The organism is Flavobacterium labens, from assembly GCF_048286755.1.
Classification (GTDB): Bacteria; Bacteroidota; Bacteroidia; order Flavobacteriales; family Flavobacteriaceae; genus Flavobacterium.
This window is the reverse complement of sequence record NZ_JBLVPL010000002.1, coordinates 380,410-400,260: the sequence shown is the minus strand read 5'-3', so window position 1 is coordinate 400,260 and position 19,851 is coordinate 380,410. Positions and strand designations below refer to the sequence as shown.

Genomic DNA, 19,851 nt, shown 5'->3' with positions numbered 1-19,851 from the left:
AAATATGTTTAAAATACTTGATTGTACTTTGCGTGATGGAGGATATTATACAAATTGGGATTTTGATAAAAATTTAGTCGAAACCTATTTAACAGCAATGAATAATTTGCCAGTTGAGTATTTAGAAGTTGGATATCGAAGTCCTAAACTTTCTGGATACTATGGGGAATATTTTTATTGTCCAGATTTTGTGCTAAAAAAATTATCACGTTTGTCTAATAAAAAATTAGTTATCATTTTAAATGAAAAGGATATACAATTAGACACAGTAGAGGAATTATTGAAGCCGTGTATTGGCATAATCACAATGGTTAGAATTGCAATTGATCCAGAGCAATTGTTAAGAGCGATTGATTTAGCTAAAAAAGTCAAATCGATGGGGTTTGAGTTAGGGTTTAATGTTATGTACATGTCTAAATGGAAAAACTTACCTGAATTCTTATCTAATCTAAAGTATGTGGATGGTGTGGCTGATTATTTTTATATGGTTGACTCTTATGGAGGTGTTTATCCAGAAGATGTAAAAGAAATTTTCGGACTTGTCCGCTCTCAAATGAGTACGAAAATTGGCTTCCATGGACATAATAATTTAGAACTTGCCCTAATAAATACTTTGACTGCCATTGAATGTGGTGCAGATATTGTCGATGCTACTATTACTGGTATGGGAAGAGGTGCGGGAAATTTAAAAACCGAACTTTTATTGACAGCTTTAAATCAGCGAAATAATCTAGATGTTGATTTTAATGCCCTTTCTTCAGTTACAGATGCTTTTGTGCAATTACAAAAAAAACATGAATGGGGAACTAATTTACCATATATGGTCTCTGGAGCCAATTCATTACCACAAAAAGATGTGATGGATTGGGTAGGCAAACGATATTATTCATTTAATAGTATTATTAGAGCTTTAAGCAACCAATCTAAAGGATTAAAAGATAACGAAAAATTAAATGAATATTTACCAATTGAAATCTTTAGTAAAGCTTTAATAGTTGGAGGTGGTGATAGTGTTAAAGAACATATTGAAGCTATTAAAAACTATTTATATTTAAATCCAGATGTAGTAATAATACATTCAAGTTCAAGAAATGTTAGCCACTTAAATGAATGTAGCAATAAACAATATCATTGTTTAGCAGGTAATGAAGGGCATAGATTAGAAAAAGTATTTAATTCAATTCCAAACAATAGGACAGCAATATTACCACCCTATCCTAGAGCTATGGGGACTTATATACCTAAAAATTTTAAATTAAATTCATATCAACTTTCAGAAATAAATGTAACGGATAGATATAAAAGTTCAATTACATCGTTATTACTTCAATTAATAAAAGAACTGAAAATCAAAGAAGCAATCGTATGCGGTTATGATGGCTACAATGGCGAAATTGATCAACATAAGTTAGAACTATTCAATGAGAATGAATATTTATTTAAAAATTTTTCCATTAATAATTTTAGTTTAAAATCTATTACCCCTACCAAATACAGAGGATTGTCTCAAGAATCTGTTTATTCTGAACTGTATTAATAGATTTATATGGAAACAGTTAGCGTTTTTTTACCTACAAGAAAAGGAAGCGAAAGAGTTATGAATAAAAACACGAGGGATTTTTGTGGTCATAACAATGGATTATTAGAAATAAAACTTAATCAACTTTTCAATACCAAGTTAATACACGAAATTATTCTTTCATCTAACGATGAAGCCTCACTAGAATATGGAAAAAAAATATCTAAGAATGATAGTAGATTAAAAATCATTGATCGACCAGAAATCCTTGCACTTAGTAGCACTAATCTTATTGATTTAGTGAAATATGTACCATTAGTTTGTAATATGTCTCATATTTTGTGGACTCATGTTACTTCTCCTTTTGTAATGGGTGAAGATTATGATAATGCTATTAAATCATATTTTCAAGCTATTAATGATGGTTATGATTCTTTGATGAGTGTAAAAAAAATTCAAAATTTTATCTGGTCTAAAGAAAAAGATGATCTAATTAACAGAATCACAGATGTAAAATGGCCTAGAACCCAAGATTTAGCTCCTCTTTATGAAATTGATAGTGCTTTTTTTATAGCGCCTAAAGCTGTTTATTTAAGTAATCAGGATAGGATTGGGATTAAACCATTTTTAATGGAGCAGTTGGGGTATAAATCTTTTGATGTAGATTGGGAAGCTGATTTTGAAATGGCCGAATTAATATATAAACATTTGAATGGATAAATTTAAAACAATTCTTTGGGATTTTGATGGCGTTATAATGGATTCCATGCCTATTCGGGATAAAGGTTTTGAAATCGTTTTAAAAGGTTATCCTAAAGAACAAGTTTTTCTTTTGATGGAATATCATAGAAGTAATGGAGGACTTTCTAGATATAATAAGTTTAGATATTTTTTTGAAGAAATAAGAAAAGAATCTATTACGGATGCAGAGATTAAAGTGTTAGCTGATGAGTTTTCAGTAGTAATGCTTGAAAATCTCTTGGATTCTAATCTATTGATTGAAGATTCATTAAAGTTTATTATGGATAATTATTCAAAATATAATATGCATATTGTTTCAGGATCAGATGGAAACGAATTGAGGTATATTTGTGAAGCTTTGGGTTTATCAAAATATTTTATTTCGATTCATGGTTCTCCAACTCCTAAAAAAGAATTAGTGAAGCAAGTTATGATTAGTAATAATTATAATAAAGTTGAAATATGTTTGATAGGTGATTCTTTTAATGATTTTGAAGCAGCGGAAGCTAATAATATTTTATTTTATGGGTATAATAATAAGAAATTGTTAGACCTTTCCGTCAGATACATTCAGTCTTTTTCTGAGATTACTTTTTTGGTTTTATAAATTAATTACTTTGAAACCAATTAATTGTTTATTTACAAATAATACATTTATTTAGAAATGAAAAAAAAATACGTATTCATATTATCCGTTCTTTTTATATTTTTTTTTACCAGTTGTAGTTCTGATAAAGATTTTTTGTCAGATAAACCATCAGATGATTTAACCGTTAAAAATAATGATTTTGTAGGACAGGATTTTACGTTGTTGCCACAAGGTCATGTGCCAGATTCAGATGTGTATATTGAAGGAGGAATACTTCAAAATCAAGGCAGTAATTTAAATTATAACAGAACTAATAGAACGTGGCAAGGCATTGCGTCAGTAGGTAAAGATCGATTAGGTAATTTATATGCCGCTTGGATAAGCGGAGGCAAATGGGAAGGAAATGAAAATTATATTACAGTATCTTTAAGTAAAGATAAAGGGCGAACTTGGAATCACGACAAACTAGTCTTTTTTGTTAATCCGGAAGATTCTACAAGAGTGATGGATGCTAGTTTGTTTAATGATAAGTTTGGTAATTTATATATAGCTTGGGCTAAGCATATAGAGAAAAAGAAGGTTATTAGTAAGATATGGGCTGAGACTTGGTATTCTAAATTGAAATTATCGGAACCTAGCGGAACTATAGCTTACACTGCTCCCAGAAGGCTTGCTCCAGGAATTATGATAAATAAACCCTTTAATTCTGTATTTTCTGATCAAATGGTATTTCCTATAGCCGTTTGGTATGCTGGAAATCCTATGTTGCAGCAACCCTTTATGTACAAAGGTAATTATGCCTCAAATAATTTGGTAGATTTTACTAAAGTGGGCGGAATAACAATGAATGTTTCTAAGCAACATATGATTTATGAACATATGTTTGTTGAATTGAAAAATTCTACTTTTTTAGGCATGACAAGGTCTGTAGATGGTATTTATTATTCTAAAAGTAAGGATGGGAAAATTTGGGATGTGGGGAAAAAATTCACTGATCTTGGGGCCACTACTTCTGCTCGTTTTCATTTGGCTAAGTTACAGTCGGGTCGCTTGATAATCATATTTAATAATGCCACGACTAGGACAAATATGTCAATTTATCTTTCTGAAGATGATGGTGAGACTTGGCCTTACAAAATGGTTATTGATACAAATGAGGATGTTTCATATCCTGACATGATTGAAACAGAACCAGGAGTGTTGAATATTGTTTACGATAATGCAAGGGTGCCAATGGGTATTATTAATTTTGTTCAAGTAAAAGAAGAAGATATTATTAAAAATGATAAGTCTCAAGTTTTTAGAACAAAAATAAGTTCGCTTAAATAGTAATCCTGTTGATTATTTTAATTTCAGTGAAACTAAAAAGATTCAGCATATAGTAATGAGTAAATACAAACAATTAGGTAAAAATACAGTTTTGGTTTTTGTTGGTAATATTGGAAGTAAGATGATTGCTTTTTTGATGCTTCCTTTTTATACTAAATGGCTAACTGTTGAAGATTATGGAGCTTCTGACAATGCTTTGGTTTATGTTAGTCTTCTAATTGCTATAGTTACATTGAGTATTTCTGAATCGATTTTCATTTTTCCTAAAGATAAAGATCTTACAAGTCAAAAACAATATTTTTCATCTGGATTATTATATTCATTATTGTTGTTGATAGTTACTGGCTTTTTGTTATTTGGAATAAAGGAATTTTTACTGGAGGTAAATATCCTCAAAAGTATTACAAATAATATTCGCTACATTTATCTGTTAGTAGTAGCTTTATTTCTTCAAACTTTTTCACAGCAATTTTCTCGAAGCATAAACAATATTAAGGTTTACGCAATTTCTGGGGTTATATTAACATTTCTTACGGCTATTCTTTCTCTTTTTCTTATTCCTCAATATGGTCTAGTAGGTTTTTTTATTGCTCAAATACTTTCTTTTTTTATTTCAGCACTGTATACTTTTATTCATTCAAAATCATATCAATATTTTTCTTTCGAGGTATTAAATTTTGAAAAATACAGGCAAATGATAACATATTCTATTCCATTAATCCCAAATGCTATAATGTGGTGGTTAGTTGCTTCTTTAAACAGACCGCTAATGGAAGAATATTTGGGAATGCATGCTATTGGATTATTTGCGGTTGCTTATAAGTTTCCTTCTTTAATAAATGTTTTGTTTTCTGTTTTTATGGTTTCATGGCAGATTTCAGTGATTGAAGAATATCGAAAGGAGAGTTATGAAAAATTCTATAATCAAATTCTAAAGTTAGTTTTCAGTCTATTGGTCTTTTGCGTTATTATGCTGAGTGTTTTGGGTAAAACTTTAATAGGTTTTGTTGCAGATATCAAGTTTTTTGAGGCATGGCAATATATTCCTATACTTTCTCTTTCTTCGCTGTTTGCTGCAGTTTCTGGTTTTGTAGGAACTAATTTTTCAGCAACAAGAGAGAGTAAATATTATTTTTATTCCAGTGTTTGGGGTGCCTTAATTGCTGTGATTTTTAATATAATTTTAATCCCAATTTGGGGTTTATATGGCGCCGTAACAGCAATTGTTTTGTCCCATTTAATAATGGCAATAACTAGGATTAAATATTCTTGGAAAATCGTAAAAATAAGCAATGTTTATTTTTATTTATTGATGTCAATAATTAGCTTAACAGTTGTCTTAGTGTCAACATTTATTAAAAATGATACTATAACAATAAGCACAACTGTTGTTTGTCTTGTTTTATTTACGCTGATGATGAGAAAAGATTTAATTCACGGATTCCAATTAATAAAACTTGTTTTTAAAAAACAATAATTTTCATTTTAAAAAGAAAAATATCAATATGTCAATTAAAAAAATTATTAAGCCTATTTTCTTTTTTGTGCTCAATATTTTCATAGATAAAAATTCAATATTGGATCTTAGAAAAAACAGAAATTATTTAGATCATTTATGGTATACACTGCGTTTTAGGTTAGCAGGGTTAAGAATTATTTTTACTAAAAATGAAAAAAAACTACAGTCGTTTAAAAACAAACATAAAGGTGAAAGATGCTTTATTATTGGTAATGGTCCATCATTGAATAAATTAGATTTAACTTTATTGAAAGGGGAAACAACATTTGGGGTTAATGGTATTTACCTGAATCAAGAAAAAATGGGTTTCTTACCCACATATTATGTTATAGAGGATTATTTGATAGCCGAAGATCGCGCTTCTGAGATTAATGAATTGAATGGACCAGTTAAGTTTGTGCCTACTTTTTTGGATTATACGCTTAAAAAAGATTGTAACACTGTCAATTTTAATGCATATATAAATTATTCTGATAAAATATTCAAGCCGCTATTCTCTGATAATTGTTTGAGAAAAATTGGTGTAGGAGGTAGTGTAACTTTTATGTGTCTTCAATTAGCTTTCTATATGGGATTTGATGAGGTATATATGATTGGTTTTGATCATAATTATGCTAAATTAGAAAAAACGGATTCCTCTATCGTAGTTACAGAGGAAAATGATGAAAATCATTTTACCCCTAATTATTACACTAAAGGCGAGAGATGGCATGACCCTAATGTTGATAGAATGGAAAAAGGTTTTACTGTTGCAAGAAATCATTTCTTAAATGATAATAGGAAGATTTGGAACGCTACTTACAAAGGACATTTAGAGGTCTTTGAACGTAAAGACTTCGAAAAAATATTTAATTAAATATCTGGTTAAGTGACTGATACTAATACATATATATTTTATACTTTATTCTTAATACTTTGCATCCTCTTTTCAAATAAATTAATATCAAAAAAGATTGGAGCAAATAACAATTTTGAGATAGATTTTACCAGACCAGGGATTTATTTTTTTATGTTGATGTATTCCTTAGTTATTGGTTTAAGGTACAACGTAGGTAGAGATTATGAGGGATATACGAGATGGTTTAAGGAACTCAGTCGTTCAGGTCATTTTCCTGTTGATAATGATTTTGGATTTATTTGGTTGAACCAATTTTTGGTAGAATTTGGGTTTGAAAGTTATTCTTTATTTATTGTTTTTGCTTTTTTACAAATTTTATTTTTATTACTTTTCCTAAAAAGCATTCCATTTCTACGGTCTTGGTATTTCTTCCTCTTTTTTACCAGTCTTATTTTTTTTGTTAGTATGAATGTTATGCGACAGACACTTGCATTTTTAATTTTTATGTATTGTTTGCAGCTTTTTTACCAAAAAAAATTTTTAAAAACATTCTTACTAGGTCTTTTTGCTTTTTCAATGCATAAAACAGTGATATTGCCTTTTATTTTACTTCCCTTCTTAAAATTTGAATGGTTTAAAAATGTGAAAGCACAAATAATAATTCTCTTTCTATCAGTATTCATTCTACCAAGATTCTTTAATATTGTGTTAGAATATTTCACACCTTTAATAAACTTGATGGGTTATGATTATTATCTTGAAAACCTAGATTTAATGAAAGAAATTACGGACGAGAATAAAAGAGGTGATGGTTTGTCTATTTTTTTATTCTTTTTTATGGATTTACTTATTATTATTTTTTATGAAAAGTTAAAAGAAAAATTTAATAACTTTAATTTCATACCGTTTTATAATCTTTTTTTTGTTGGATTAATTTTATCCAGGGTTTTTGCTGATAATTTTATTCTGGCTAGAATTGCAGATTATTTTATATTTTTTAGGGTCGTTATACTAGCTTTTTTAATGTTTTATATTTTTAATGTTTTAAAGTATCCATTCAATAGAATAGTAAAGCCTTTAGCAATTGTCATTTGCTTGGCTATGCTATTGTTTTATTACAAAGCGATTTATAACAATGCTGCAGACATTGCTCCAATCCAATTCATTTTCAATCATGATTAAATACAGTATTATTATTTGTTCTTACAACAGGTTCGAATTATTAACAGAGACCATTGATTCTGTTTTAAGTGTTTTAAAAAACAGAGAAGATTCTGAAATTCTAATAATTGACAATAAATCAACAGATCTCACACCGTCCATCGAGGGCAAATATTGTTCAAATAGTACGGTAAAATATTTTCTTGAAACCCAGCAAGGATTGTCTCATGCACGTAACAGGGGTATGAAAGAAGCTTTAGGAGAAATATTAGTTTATTTAGATGATGACGTAGAATTGGTTGATAATTATTTTGATATCGCAGATTCAATTTTATCAGATAAATCAATTTCTATATTTGGAGGAAAAGTACTTCCATTCAAAACCGATATTCCAAAATGGCTTCCCACAAAATACTTTTACCTTGTCAGTATTTTTGATTTAGGAAACAATGTTCAAATAGTTGATGCTTTAATGGGTGCTAATTATGCAATGACAAAAAAAATTGCCACAGAAGTAGGCTTTTATAATTCTGAGTTAGGGAGAAAAGGAGACAATTTAATGGGAGGGGAAGAAAACGACTATTTTGATAGAGCAAAAAAAATAGGTTGTAAAATTATATATAATCCAGAACTTATAGTATTACATAAAATAAATAGTAAATTAAATAAAAAATACGTGTTTGATTATTCATATCTAAATGGTAAATCAAGTGGAGTTTTACAAAAAAATAACAATAAAATTAAATATATTTTAAAAAATTTCCAAGCTTTAATAATGATATTTTCTTACTATGTATTTGGATTTTATCAATCAAATGAAAAACGAAAAACATTTTATAAGATAAATAAATTATACTCATTTGGGTATTTAAGTTCTTTTAGGATTTTTTTTCTTCCACTATACATTACATTATGCTAGTAAAAATAATAAACCAGATTATAACTAGAATTAAGAGTAAAGATTTTAAGTTAGATCATAATATACCTTCATCTTATTTATTTTCAGAAGTTACTAAACGTTGTTTAATGTTTATTCGTGGTAATCTTTCATTTACTAAAAATAAAGGCTTATTGTTTATTGGTAAAGGTGTAACAGTACGAGCTAAGAATTTAATTGTGTTTGGAAGAGGAGTAAGTATAGATGATAAATGTTTTATTGATGCATTATCAAAAGATGGGATTCATTTTGGAGACAATGTTTCACTTGGTAAAAGAACGGTTATTGAATGTTCTGGAAGTTTAAAACATATTGGCAAAGGACTCATTGTTGGAAATGATGTAGGTTTAGGAAGAGATTGTTTTTATGGATGTGCTGGTGGGATTAAAATTGGAAGTGATACAATTATTGGGAATTATGTAAGTTTCCATTCTGAGAATCACAATTATTCAATTTTGGATATTCCAATACGTCTTCAAGGAGTAAATCATATGGGTATTTCAATAGGAAAAAATTGTTGGCTTGGAGCAAAAGTAACAATTCTTGATGGAGTTCATCTCGGAGATGGCTGTATTGTAGCTGCAGGCGCTGTTTTGACTGCAGGAGTCTATAAATGTAATACTATTTATGGAGGAGTTCCTGCCAAAAAAATAAAGACAAGAGAATAATATAAATTTGAGTAATAGTAGGCGTATAGAATTTGAATTATACAATCAATTTTAAATTAAATATTTTAATATACAATGAGAGTACTTATGATTGCTCGAAAAACCCTTGAAATTACGCCAGGGGGAGACACCATTCAAATAAATTCAACGGCTGAATATTTACGTCATTTAGGTGTTGAAGTTGATATAAATATAGGGTATTCAATAATTGATTATTCTAAATACGATATTATGCATTTCTTTAATATTATACGGCCTGATGACATAATATCACATATCAATAATTCAAATCTCCCTTTTGTTGTTTCCACCATTTTTGTGGATTATAGTGAATTCGAAAAAAATAGAGGAGGTCTATTAGGACTGTTGGGTAATTTGTTAAGCAGTGATAAATTAGAGTATATAAAAACAATTGCGAGGTTTTTAAAAAATGGAGATGTTATAAATTCAAAGTACTACTTACTTAATGGACATCGAGCATCTGTTAAATATGTTGCGAAAAAAGCAAATCTTCTTCTCCCAAATTCTCATAGTGAGTACAATCGATTTGTAAAGAAGTATCATGTGGCAACCCCCTATATTAAAGTTCCAAATGCAATTAATACCTTAACTTTTAGTAGTACTGTAAGTCCTAATGAAAAATTCAAGAATCATATATTGTGTGTAGGAAGAATAGAAGGAATTAAAAACCAATTGAATTTAATTAAAGCTTTAGCTGGGACCGATTTATTTTTAACAATTATAGGTAAACCTGCACCAAATCATATAGCTTACTATAAAGAGTGTGTTAAATTAATTGAAGAAAATGCTAATATGCAACTCATTGAACATATAGATCACAACCAATTAGCATCCATATTTAAGGCTGCAAAAGTGCATGTTTTGCCCAGTTGGTTTGAGACCACCGGACTAAGTTCGTTGGAGGCTGCAATTATGGAGTGTAACATAGTAATTACCCCAAAAGGAGATACTGAAGAATATTTCAATGATTTAGCTTATTATTGCGAACCAGATGATATTCTTTCAATTAAAAATATGGTCATAAAAGCATTTTATGAGCCTAATAAAGATTCCTTGAAAGAATTAATTTTAAAGGAATATGTTTGGGAAAAGACAGCTGAACAAACTTTAAAAGCTTATAATTCAATTTTAAATAAATCATGAAAATAGCAATCGTAGGAACTCGTGGAATTCCTAATCATTATGGAGGTTTCGAGCAATGTGCAGAATATCTAGCTTTGGGACTTGTAAAACGAGGATTTGAAGTCATTGTTTATAATTCGCATAATCATCCCTATCAAGAAAAGGTATGGAATGGTGTTCAAATTGTGCATTGTTATGATCCCGAAAATGCAATAGGAACAGCTGGTCAGTTTATTTATGACTTGAATTGTATTTTAGATGTTAGAAAACACCACTGTGATGTTATATTACAGTTGGGGTATACTAGTAGTTCTATTTGGGGATGGTTAATGCCAAAGAAAGTTGTTGTTACCACCAATATGGATGGATTAGAATGGAAGCGCACTAAATATTCAGAAAAAATTAAAAAATTTCTTCGATATGCTGAATCTCTTGGTGTTAAATACAGCGATCATTTAATATCAGATTCTATAGGGATTCAAGATTATCTAAACGAGAAGTACAAGGTAACTTCTACTTACATTGCGTATGGTGCTACATTGTTTGAGACGCCAGATTCTAGTATTCTTGCAACATATAATTTAATTGCGAATCAATATGATATGCTTATCGCCCGACTGGAACCGGAAAACAGTATTGAAGTTATATTAGATGGAGTAGTACAGGCTAATGTTTCTAGACCTTTTTTAGTAATTGGCAATCATGAAACCACTTATGGAAATTATTTAAAAAACAAGTTTTCTAATCACTCTCAAATTCAATTCAGTGGTGGTATTTATAATATTGAAGTTTTGAATAATTTACGCTATTATTCTAATATCTATTTTCATGGGCATACTGTAGGAGGTACTAATCCGTCGCTATTGGAAGCAATGGCATCCAATAGTTTGATTTGTGCCAATGATAATCCGTTTAACAAATATATTCTTGGAGATGATGCGATATATTTTCAAAATGCAAATGATGTATCGAATCATATCTTAAATGTAGTATATCATCAGGATCAATATCAGCTGATTTTACAAGAAAACAGTAAAAAAATTACAACTGTCTATGATTGGGAAATTATTTCCGATCAATATGCAAACCATTTTTTTAATATTGAAGGAGTTTTCAATAGATAGTGTTTTTATTATTCTATTATAATAAATGTGTTTTATTTAGGTTTAATACTAAAAAAAAACACGACACCCATGCAATAATTTAAAATTTTATTAATTTATTTTTGTAAAATATATAGAACAAAGTATTGAGCTTAAAGTATAATTCATAAAAAAATTACAAAACAAACCTACTATTTTTCTTTGTATGTCACTTTTAAAAGAACTTGCCACTTACCGTTTTTCGCGTTATTTTAAACTTTGTTTTCTCATGTGGGACATCGTTCTATTAAATGTAGCGATTATTTTTTCTCTTCTTATTCGTTATGATAATTTGGATCGGTTGGATTTGAAAGAAGTACGAACCATTTCCCTATTGTCCAATGTTTTTTGGATTGTATTGTTGCTTTACAAGGATTCGTATCGGATAGTGCGTATTGAAAGAATTGAATCTATATTGATGCGCGCCATTCGGATTATAGCGATTCATGCTGCCTTGATAGTCTTGCTTATCGTAGTTTTGAAATTTTCAGAGATTTCGCGTTTGCGCCTATTGAGTTTTTATATACTATTTTTTGTTTTCTTATTTGTATCTCGAGTAGCGTTTATGAAACTCTTAAAATACATTCGGGCTCAGGGATATAATTTCAAAAATGTTGTTATAATAGGAGCGAATGATACCGGAGAGCATATGCGTAAAATTCTATCCAAAGACCTTACCTATGGGTATCGCGTTTTGGGTTTTTTTGATGATAAAGTTGATCCTGTTGCTTCTATTTCCTCCCCATTATTAGGAGGGTTTGATGCTATCCAAGATTATATCAGTACTGAAAATGTAGATGAAATGTATATTGCACTCCATATTGACAGTATTAAAACGATTAATTATCTTACGGAACTTTGTGAACGTTATATGGTACGGATTAAATTCATACCTGATTTTCAGTTGTACACGAAGTCCCGTAAGGTAGAAATCAGTTTTTACGAGAATACTCCAGTTTTAATGCTTAGGAAGGAGCCCTTAGAAATTACTTCTAACCTTTTGCTGAAAAAAGCATTTGATCTTTGTTTTTCCTTCAGTGTTATTGTATTAATTTTTCCTTGGCTTTTCCCCATCTTGATGCTTCTAATCAAATTAGATTCTCCTGGACCTGTTTTTTTTAGACAGGAACGTTCCGGAAGAGATAATCAAGCGTTTGGTTGTTTAAAATTTAGAACTATGCGGGTAAATGCTTGTGCTGATACAATGCAGGCTACTTTAGGGGATAAACGAGTAACTAAAATAGGAGCATTTCTGCGCAGGACTAATATGGATGAACTACCTCAGTTTTTAAATGTCTTTTGGGGGAATATGTCTGTGGTTGGTCCACGTCCGCATATGTTAATGCATACGGAACAGTATTCGGAACTAATAAATAACTACTTGGTGCGTCATTATGCTAAACCCGGAATTACAGGATGGGCGCAAGTCAATGGTTTTCGCGGTGAAACAAAGGAACTGGTAGATATGAAGGATCGAGTCGATTATGATATCTGGTATATTGAAAACTGGAGCCTAATTTTGGACCTAAAAATTATTTTCCGTACTGTTTTTAATGTGTTTGAAGGGGAGGAGAAGGCTTATTAGTGATCAGTAGTCAGTGTTCAGTGTTCAGATTTGAGTGTTCAGATTTGAGTGTTCAGTATTCAGTATTCAGATTTGAGTGCTCAATGATCAGTGTTCAGAGTACAGTATTCAGGGATTAGGTTTATGGTAAGTTTTAATATTCGGTTGACAGTGATCAGTATTTAGAGTCAATTGTTTAGTCTATTGTTCGATATAAGGACTTCTTGTATTCAACTAGTGAAACGAAAATGTGATTACTTCGACCGTTTGTTTTGCTTGGGAATTGTGACTCGAAATGACAAACTTAACGTATTTTTATTTGTTCAATTATGAAATTTGAAACTGGCTTAATTACACATCATCCGTAAATTATGTAAAATTTAGTGTACAGATGTGTTTTTTTTCTAGTCATGATACAATGTTTAATGCTTATATTTGCAACTTTTAAAAATTAAAACCCTATGAAATTAGAGGGAAAATCAATTTGTCACAAAGATAAATGATTGTACGCGACCCGAGCTTTTGTGAACTGGCTAAGCAATTGCAGATGGCCATTAAAAAAAATAAATCTCAACTTATGAAATATTTTTCCTTATTACAAAAATCAATCTCCTTGTTTTTGGTTTTGTTTCTTTTTTCTTGTGCTTCTCGAAAAGATATTGTTTATTATCAGGATATAGATAGTTCAACTTCTCAGGTAAAGTCAAATTCATATGAAATTAAAATTCAACCTGATGATTTACTAATGGTTATAGTTTCAGCTGATGATCCTGAAATTGCACTACCATTCAATTTAACAACGAGTTTTATAACCAATGCATCTAGACCCGATTTACTTGGTCAACAATCTACCCAGCTTTATTTAGTAGATTCTAATGGACTTATAGAGTTTCCAGTATTAGGTAAATTAAAAGTTAGTGGAATGAGTCGTACAGAAGTGCTTAAGATGTTGAAAGATAGGATAGCAGCATATATAAAAAATCCTATTATCAATCTTCGTATTATGAACTTTAAAGTTTCGGTCCAAGGAGAGGTGACTTTGCCAGGAACTTATAATGTTTCTTCTGAAAGGATTACTTTGATTGAGGCTTTGACGATGGCAAAGGATTTAACGATTTATGGGAAAAGAAATAATATTTTGGTAATCAGAGAAATTGATGGTGTGAAATCGTATAACAGGGTAGATATTACTAAATCAGATTTTATTAATTCTCCTTTTTATTATTTAGCTCAAAACGATGTGGTTTATGTGGAACCCAATAAAAATAAGGTAAACGGTGCCGCTATTGGTCCAAATACGGGTGTAATTATTTCTATTACTTCTTTATTGATTACTTTAATTACATTGATTGTTACCACATCAAAATAAATTTATTACATGGAAAATAATATATTAAATGAAGATTTAGAGAATGATTTTCAATTAAAAGAGATTATCAATAAATATAGTATTTATTGGAGATGGTTTGTAATTGGCGCGTGTGTCAGTTTATTATTGACTTTTTTATATTTGAGATATACCATTCCACAATATCAGGCTTCAACCACTATTTTAGTTAAAGACGAGAAAAAAGGAGGGATGCTTTCAGAATTATCTGCTTTTGCTGATTTGGGAATGGGAGGCGGTCTAAAAAGTAATGTTGATAATGAAATTGAAATTTTAAAATCAAGGACATTAGTCGAAAGTACCGTAAAAAAATTAAATCTTAATGTTGCCCAAATTGTTAGAGGTAATGTGGTGGATAGAGAAATTTATAATAAAACGCCAATTGACGTTTATTTTGTTGATAAGACAAATCGATTTTATGAAAATAAAATGGTTTTAAAATTTACAGCATTAACACCAAATACCTTTGAATTAGAAAATGAACTAATAAAAGATAGTAATAATGTAATATTAAATAATAAAAAAGTATTTAAATATGGTGAGCTAATCTCCTCTAAATATGGTCATTTTATTATTTCCAAGTCTAAGTTTGTTGTAAGTGCTCAAAACAAGGGTAAGCCCATCAGTATTGTTTTAACTCCCCTAGAGGATGTGGTTGATGCTTTTAGAAAACAATTAAAAGTGGAGTCTATAAGTAAAACGAGCAGTGTAGTTGAAATTTCTATTACCAATCCAGTTATAAAAAAAGCAGAAGCATTTTTGGATAATATGATTCAAATTTATAATGATGATGCCGCTGCAGATAAGAACTTTATTTCAGAAAACACTTCTAAGTTTATTGCGGATCGACTGAAATTAATTACTCAAGAGTTGGACGGTGTAGAACAGGATGTGGAAAGTTTTAAAAAATCTAATAACCTGACTGATATAGAGACAGAAGCCAAACTTTTTATAGAAGGCTCCAGCGAATATGATAAAAAAGGGGTGGAAACGGAAATTCAGCTGAATGTAGTCGCTTCTATGCTGGACTATATGAAAAAAAGCTCTAGTTCAGACTTGTTGCCCAGTAATGTTATTTCAGCTGATGGAGATGCCTCTGGGTTAATTAGTTCCTACAATAAATTGGTTTTAGATCGAAATCGTATTTTAAAATCAGCTACTACTGAAAATCCATCAGTAGTTAAAATGGATCAGCAAATAGCGTCGCTAAAATCTACTGTTACGGCAAGTTTGCAAAGACTAAAATCTACCTTGAGTATTCAAAAAAGAGATTTACAAAGTAATGAAGGAATTTTAAATGCTAAAATTGGAAAAATCCCTGTACAGGAGCGTCAGTTTAGAGTTATTGCCAGACAGCAAAAAGTAAAAGAAGAATTGTATTTGTATTTATTACAAAAAAGAGAAGAGACCGCTATTTCTTTGTCAGCCACAGAACCAAATGCAAGGGTGATAGATGCTGCTAAAGCGGGCAAACGACCTGTTTCTCCTAAGAAAAACATTATTTATTTGGCAGGTTTGTTGTTAGGATTGTTAGTTCCATTTGGAGTGATATACACTAAGGATTTATTGGATACCAAAATAAAAAGTCGTTTAGATCTTGATGGGAAAACATTAATCCCATTTATAGGTGATGTTCCTACATCTGATAATCCAACAGAAATCATGAAGTCAGAGAGCAGAACCAGTTCAGCTGAGGCTTTGAGAATTATCAGGACTAATCTTGAGTTTATGGTCAGTAAAGTTCCAGAGGGATTGGCTAAAACTATTTTTTTAACGTCTACTTTTCCTAAAGAAGGGAAAACTTTTGTTTCAGTTAATCTGGCAGCTACGTTTGCATTGTCTGGCAAAAAGGTTTTGTTGATAGGATTGGATATCAGGAATCCAAGATTGGATGAATATCTAAATTTACCAGATCGTGGTGTTACCAATTTTTTGTCTTCAAAAGATTTAGTGCTGGATGATTTTATTGTAAAATACGACGGATTTGAAGATTTTCATGTTTTGCCGGCAGGTGTAATCCCACCTAATCCTGCAGAGCTATTAATGAATAAGAAAGTTGATACTCTCTTTGAGACTTTAAAAAGTCAGTATGACTATATTATTGTGGATACTGCACCAGTGAGTTTAGTCACAGATACCTTATTAATTGCGAAACATGCAGATTGTTTTATTTATGTAGCTCGCGCTAATTTTTTAGAAAAGCGTATGCTAACTATTCCAAATACATTGTTTAAAGAGCAAAAATTGCCTAATATGTGTTTGCTGCTTAATGATACCGATTCAACAAAGGGATATGGTTATGGATATGGTTATGGTGTAAAAGTAGAAAAAGAACCTTGGTATAAAAAAATATTTAAATTATAGAATTATAAATTTTTGAATTAAACAAGAAAAAGTTTACTTGATATTTTTATTTTGTAAACTTTTTTTTATTTAATACCATTGTTTCTTATGGAATTCACGGATTTTTGCCATTTAAAAACAATTGTCCTTATTTTCGCAAAAGAATAGTAAGATTGCCGTCCGGTACTTTAGTTAAAATCAATCAAATGACTTTTTTGATTTATATTTCCTACCGAAACTATAGATTTTACTATAATTTTACTCTAGCTTTGTAGAAATTTTTAAAAAAAGGGTAGTCTATTATGTGACTTACTGATGCGAAGCTGTGCATACTTTTTAATACTAACCGATTGTATATACTTTGATTTAAAAAAGATACAGTTAACAGATTGTGAATTTGACACAATTAAATTTTAGATTAGACATGAAAAAAATAATTATTGCTGTTGTATTGTTTGTAGCTCTTTTTCAATCTTCAACCTTGATGGCGCAAGATTTACTTAAAAGTACAGACTTGAGTACCTTGAAAGTGGATTATTTGTCGGATAGCGATATTGCAAAAATAAAAACACAACTCTTAACAAATAATATGACAATAGAGCAAGCAGAACCTATGGCTTTAGCTAAAGGAATGCCTGCAAGTGAATTTGCTAAGTTGAAATTGCGTTTACAAGGAGATTCAAGCTTGTCAAGTCTTGATAAAAAAGAAGGTTTAAATAGTGAAATTGAAGCAAAAGAGCTCACCAGAAAGCAGGATAAAATAGTCAATACTAAAGTAAAAGATACTATTAATGCCTTAATTTTTGGGTCCGAACTTTTTGATAATCCTACATTAAATTTTGAACCCAATTTAAAATTAGCCACACCAGTGAACTATGTTTTAGGTCCTGGAGATGAATTACAGATTAGTGTATATGGCATACAGGAGTTTAATGCCAGTGTACCTGTCACCATGGAAGGTAAAGTGAATATCCAATATGTTGGTCAAATTCCAGTATCCGGAATGACAATCGAAGCGGCTACACAGAAAATAAAAGGTGCTATAGCTAAAGTGTATAGTACAGTTGCATCCGGGCAATCTCAAGTTGGCGTAAGCTTGAGCCGCATCAGAACTATTAGAGTGACTATAATTGGTAGCAGACAACCGGGTAATTATTCGATATCTTCTTTGGCAACAGTTTATAATGCCTTGTTTTTAGGAGGAGGTCCGGGTAAAAATGGGAGTTATAGAAATATAGAATTGTTAAGAGATAATAAAGTATACAGAAACATTGATATTTATAGATTCCTTGTGAATGGAAACCAATCCGATAATGTGGGTTTAAAGGATAATGATGTTATTAGAATTCCGGCATACAACCAACGTGTTACTGTTGAAGGGCAGGTAAAACGTCCTGGTATTTTTGAGATGAAAAAGGGGGAAACATTTTCTGATTTACTATCCTTTGCCTCTGGTTTTAATGAATTTGCTTATACTGCCTCTGTAAATGTATTACAAAAAACAGATAAAGAATTTAAAGTTATAGACATTAATAGTTCTGATTTCAATACTTATAAACCACTTTCTGGTGATGTTTTTAGAGTATCTAAAATTTTAAATCGATTTGAAAACCGTATTAAAATTGAAGGGGCTGTTTTTAGACCTGATACCTATTCCTTTTATGAAGGTATGCGTGTTTCTGATTTGATTACTAAAGCTGATGGCTTGAAAGAGGACGCCTATAGCAATAGAGCGAGAATCATTCGATTACAATCCGATTTGACAACAGAAATTGTAAATGTCAATTTGACTAAGGCCTTAGCTGGTGACCTTGCAGCAGATATTCCTTTAAAAAGAGAGGATATAGTAACGATATATTCTATTTTAGATTTTGTAGAAGAATATAAAATAACAATTGACGGTGAGATAAAAAATCCAGGGGTTTATGATTATTATCAGAATTTGACACTAAATGATTTATTAGTACAAGCTGGTGGTTTGACAGGATCTGCTTCAAAAAGAGTTGAGGTAGCCCGTATGATTATGTCAGAAGAGATTGATGATGCTAACCCAAGTAAAGCACTATTGTTTAATATTGAAATTACGGCGAATAATAATGAGCAGTTGAAAAATTTTGAATTGAAGCCTTTTGATGTCGTAAATATCCGTAAAATGGCGGTATATGAAAAACCGGAATCAGTTATTATTAGTGGTGCCGTAAATTATGCAGGTAAATATGTTTTAGCAAACAAGAAAGACAAAGTGTATGATATAGTACAGCGAGCTGGCGGTTTGACCTCTTTGGCAAACATTGAAGGAGTTAAAATTAAACGACCAATTCAAGCGAAACAAATTGAAGATCTTCAAAATGTAAATTTAAACTTAGGTAAACAAGATAGCATTCAAAAAAAGTTGACCAAAAAATTGAAGGAGGATTTGAAATTTGCAACCATACCAGTGGATTGGAAATCGATTGTTAAAAATCCAAAAAGCAGTACCAATGTTACCTTGTTTCCTGGAGATGAAATTGAAGTAGCAACCTTTAATGAGGGGGTAAAAGTTACCGGAAATGTATTGTTAACTTCTGAAATTCCCTACACAAAAGGAAAAGGTTTTGGTTATTACTTAAGTGCTGTAGGTGGAGTGGATAATAAAGGTTGGAAGAGAAAATCCTATATTATTTATCCTAACGGTAAAGCGGCAGTAGCACATTCATTCCTATTTATTAGATCCTATCCTAAAGTGAAGCCAGGCTCGCAAATTATAGTACCTGAAAAACCAGAAACAAAGAAGATGAGTACGGGTGAATTTGTGAGTATTGCTGGAGTTTTAGCGAGTTTGGCAGGGGTGATTATTGCAATATTGAGATAGTGATCAGTTTTAGTAATCAGTTTTCATTTGTTTTATACACTTTCTCTCTTCTCCTTAAGGGAGACAAATGAAAACAGAAAACAGGTTTAAGTCGATATGCTTAAATACATATTTCAATAT

15 protein-coding genes are annotated in these 19,851 nt (G+C 30.6%); all 15 read left to right on the top strand.

Translation table 11 applies throughout. The annotated features are described in order from the left end of the window. Positions 1 to 4 precede the first annotated feature (4 nt). Entirely contained in the window at positions 5 to 1,537 is a 1,533-nt protein-coding gene (locus ACNQF8_RS08310) for an aldolase catalytic domain-containing protein (protein ID WP_417953239.1), read from the top strand. A 9-nt stretch (positions 1,538 to 1,546) separates the two neighbouring features. Beyond that, positions 1,547 to 2,239 (top strand): acylneuraminate cytidylyltransferase family protein, encoded by a 693-nt coding sequence (locus ACNQF8_RS08305; protein WP_417951996.1) that lies wholly within the window; start codon positions 1,547 to 1,549, stop codon positions 2,237 to 2,239. Further along, a complete protein-coding gene (locus tag ACNQF8_RS08300; protein ID WP_417951995.1) occupies positions 2,232 to 2,867 on the top strand; it encodes an HAD family hydrolase in 636 nt (211 codons plus the stop codon). Before ACNQF8_RS08305 ends, ACNQF8_RS08300 begins: the two co-directional genes overlap by 8 nt. Positions 2,868 to 3,002: 135 nt before the next feature. Next, the gene (locus tag ACNQF8_RS08295) at positions 3,003 to 4,178 is read left to right on the top strand and encodes a sialidase family protein (protein WP_417951994.1); all 1,176 of its coding nucleotides are present in this window, start codon (positions 3,003 to 3,005) and stop codon (positions 4,176 to 4,178) included. A 55-nt stretch (positions 4,179 to 4,233) separates the two neighbouring features. Further along, complete coding sequence (locus ACNQF8_RS08290) at positions 4,234 to 5,655, top strand: lipopolysaccharide biosynthesis protein (RefSeq protein ID WP_417951993.1); 1,422 nt, start codon at positions 4,234 to 4,236, stop codon at positions 5,653 to 5,655. 28 nt (positions 5,656 to 5,683) lie between these two features. After that, complete coding sequence (locus tag ACNQF8_RS08285) at positions 5,684 to 6,553, top strand: 6-hydroxymethylpterin diphosphokinase MptE-like protein (RefSeq protein WP_417951992.1); 870 nt, start codon at positions 5,684 to 5,686, stop codon at positions 6,551 to 6,553. Positions 6,554 to 6,565: 12 nt separating this feature from the next. Then, positions 6,566 to 7,717, top strand: a complete 1,152-nt coding sequence (locus ACNQF8_RS08280) for an EpsG family protein (protein WP_417951991.1) — start codon at positions 6,566 to 6,568, stop codon at positions 7,715 to 7,717. Beyond that, on the top strand, positions 7,710 to 8,615 hold the full coding sequence (locus tag ACNQF8_RS08275) for a glycosyltransferase family 2 protein (RefSeq protein WP_417951990.1): 906 nt from the start codon (positions 7,710 to 7,712) through the stop codon (positions 8,613 to 8,615). The genes ACNQF8_RS08280 and ACNQF8_RS08275 overlap by 8 nt, the downstream gene beginning before the upstream one ends. Positions 8,616 to 8,722: 107 nt before the next feature. Beyond that, positions 8,723 to 9,301 carry an acyltransferase gene (locus ACNQF8_RS08270; RefSeq protein WP_417983487.1) on the top strand — a complete coding sequence of 193 codons (579 nt, stop codon included), beginning with the start codon at positions 8,723 to 8,725 and terminating at the stop codon, positions 9,299 to 9,301. A 75-nt stretch (positions 9,302 to 9,376) separates the two neighbouring features. Further along, positions 9,377 to 10,465, top strand: coding sequence for a glycosyltransferase family 4 protein (locus ACNQF8_RS08265; RefSeq protein ID WP_417951987.1), 1,089 nt, complete (start codon positions 9,377 to 9,379; stop codon positions 10,463 to 10,465). Then, positions 10,462 to 11,568: a DUF1972 domain-containing protein gene (locus ACNQF8_RS08260; RefSeq protein ID WP_417951986.1), complete on the top strand. Its 1,107-nt coding sequence runs from the start codon at positions 10,462 to 10,464 to the stop codon at positions 11,566 to 11,568. The genes ACNQF8_RS08265 and ACNQF8_RS08260 overlap by 4 nt, the downstream gene beginning before the upstream one ends. Before the next feature lie 184 nt (positions 11,569 to 11,752). Continuing rightward, positions 11,753 to 13,171: an undecaprenyl-phosphate glucose phosphotransferase gene (locus tag ACNQF8_RS08255; protein ID WP_417951985.1), complete on the top strand. Its 1,419-nt coding sequence runs from the start codon at positions 11,753 to 11,755 to the stop codon at positions 13,169 to 13,171. Between the two features lie 478 nt (positions 13,172 to 13,649). Next, positions 13,650 to 14,519: a polysaccharide biosynthesis/export family protein gene (locus ACNQF8_RS08250; RefSeq protein ID WP_417951984.1), complete on the top strand. Its 870-nt coding sequence runs from the start codon at positions 13,650 to 13,652 to the stop codon at positions 14,517 to 14,519. Positions 14,520 to 14,528: 9 nt separating this feature from the next. After that, positions 14,529 to 16,901: a GumC family protein gene (locus ACNQF8_RS08245; protein WP_417951983.1), complete on the top strand. Its 2,373-nt coding sequence runs from the start codon at positions 14,529 to 14,531 to the stop codon at positions 16,899 to 16,901. Between the two features lie 403 nt (positions 16,902 to 17,304). Next, positions 17,305 to 19,731, top strand: a complete 2,427-nt coding sequence (locus tag ACNQF8_RS08240) for an SLBB domain-containing protein (RefSeq protein ID WP_417953237.1) — start codon at positions 17,305 to 17,307, stop codon at positions 19,729 to 19,731. The last annotated feature ends 120 nt before the right edge of the window (positions 19,732 to 19,851 follow it).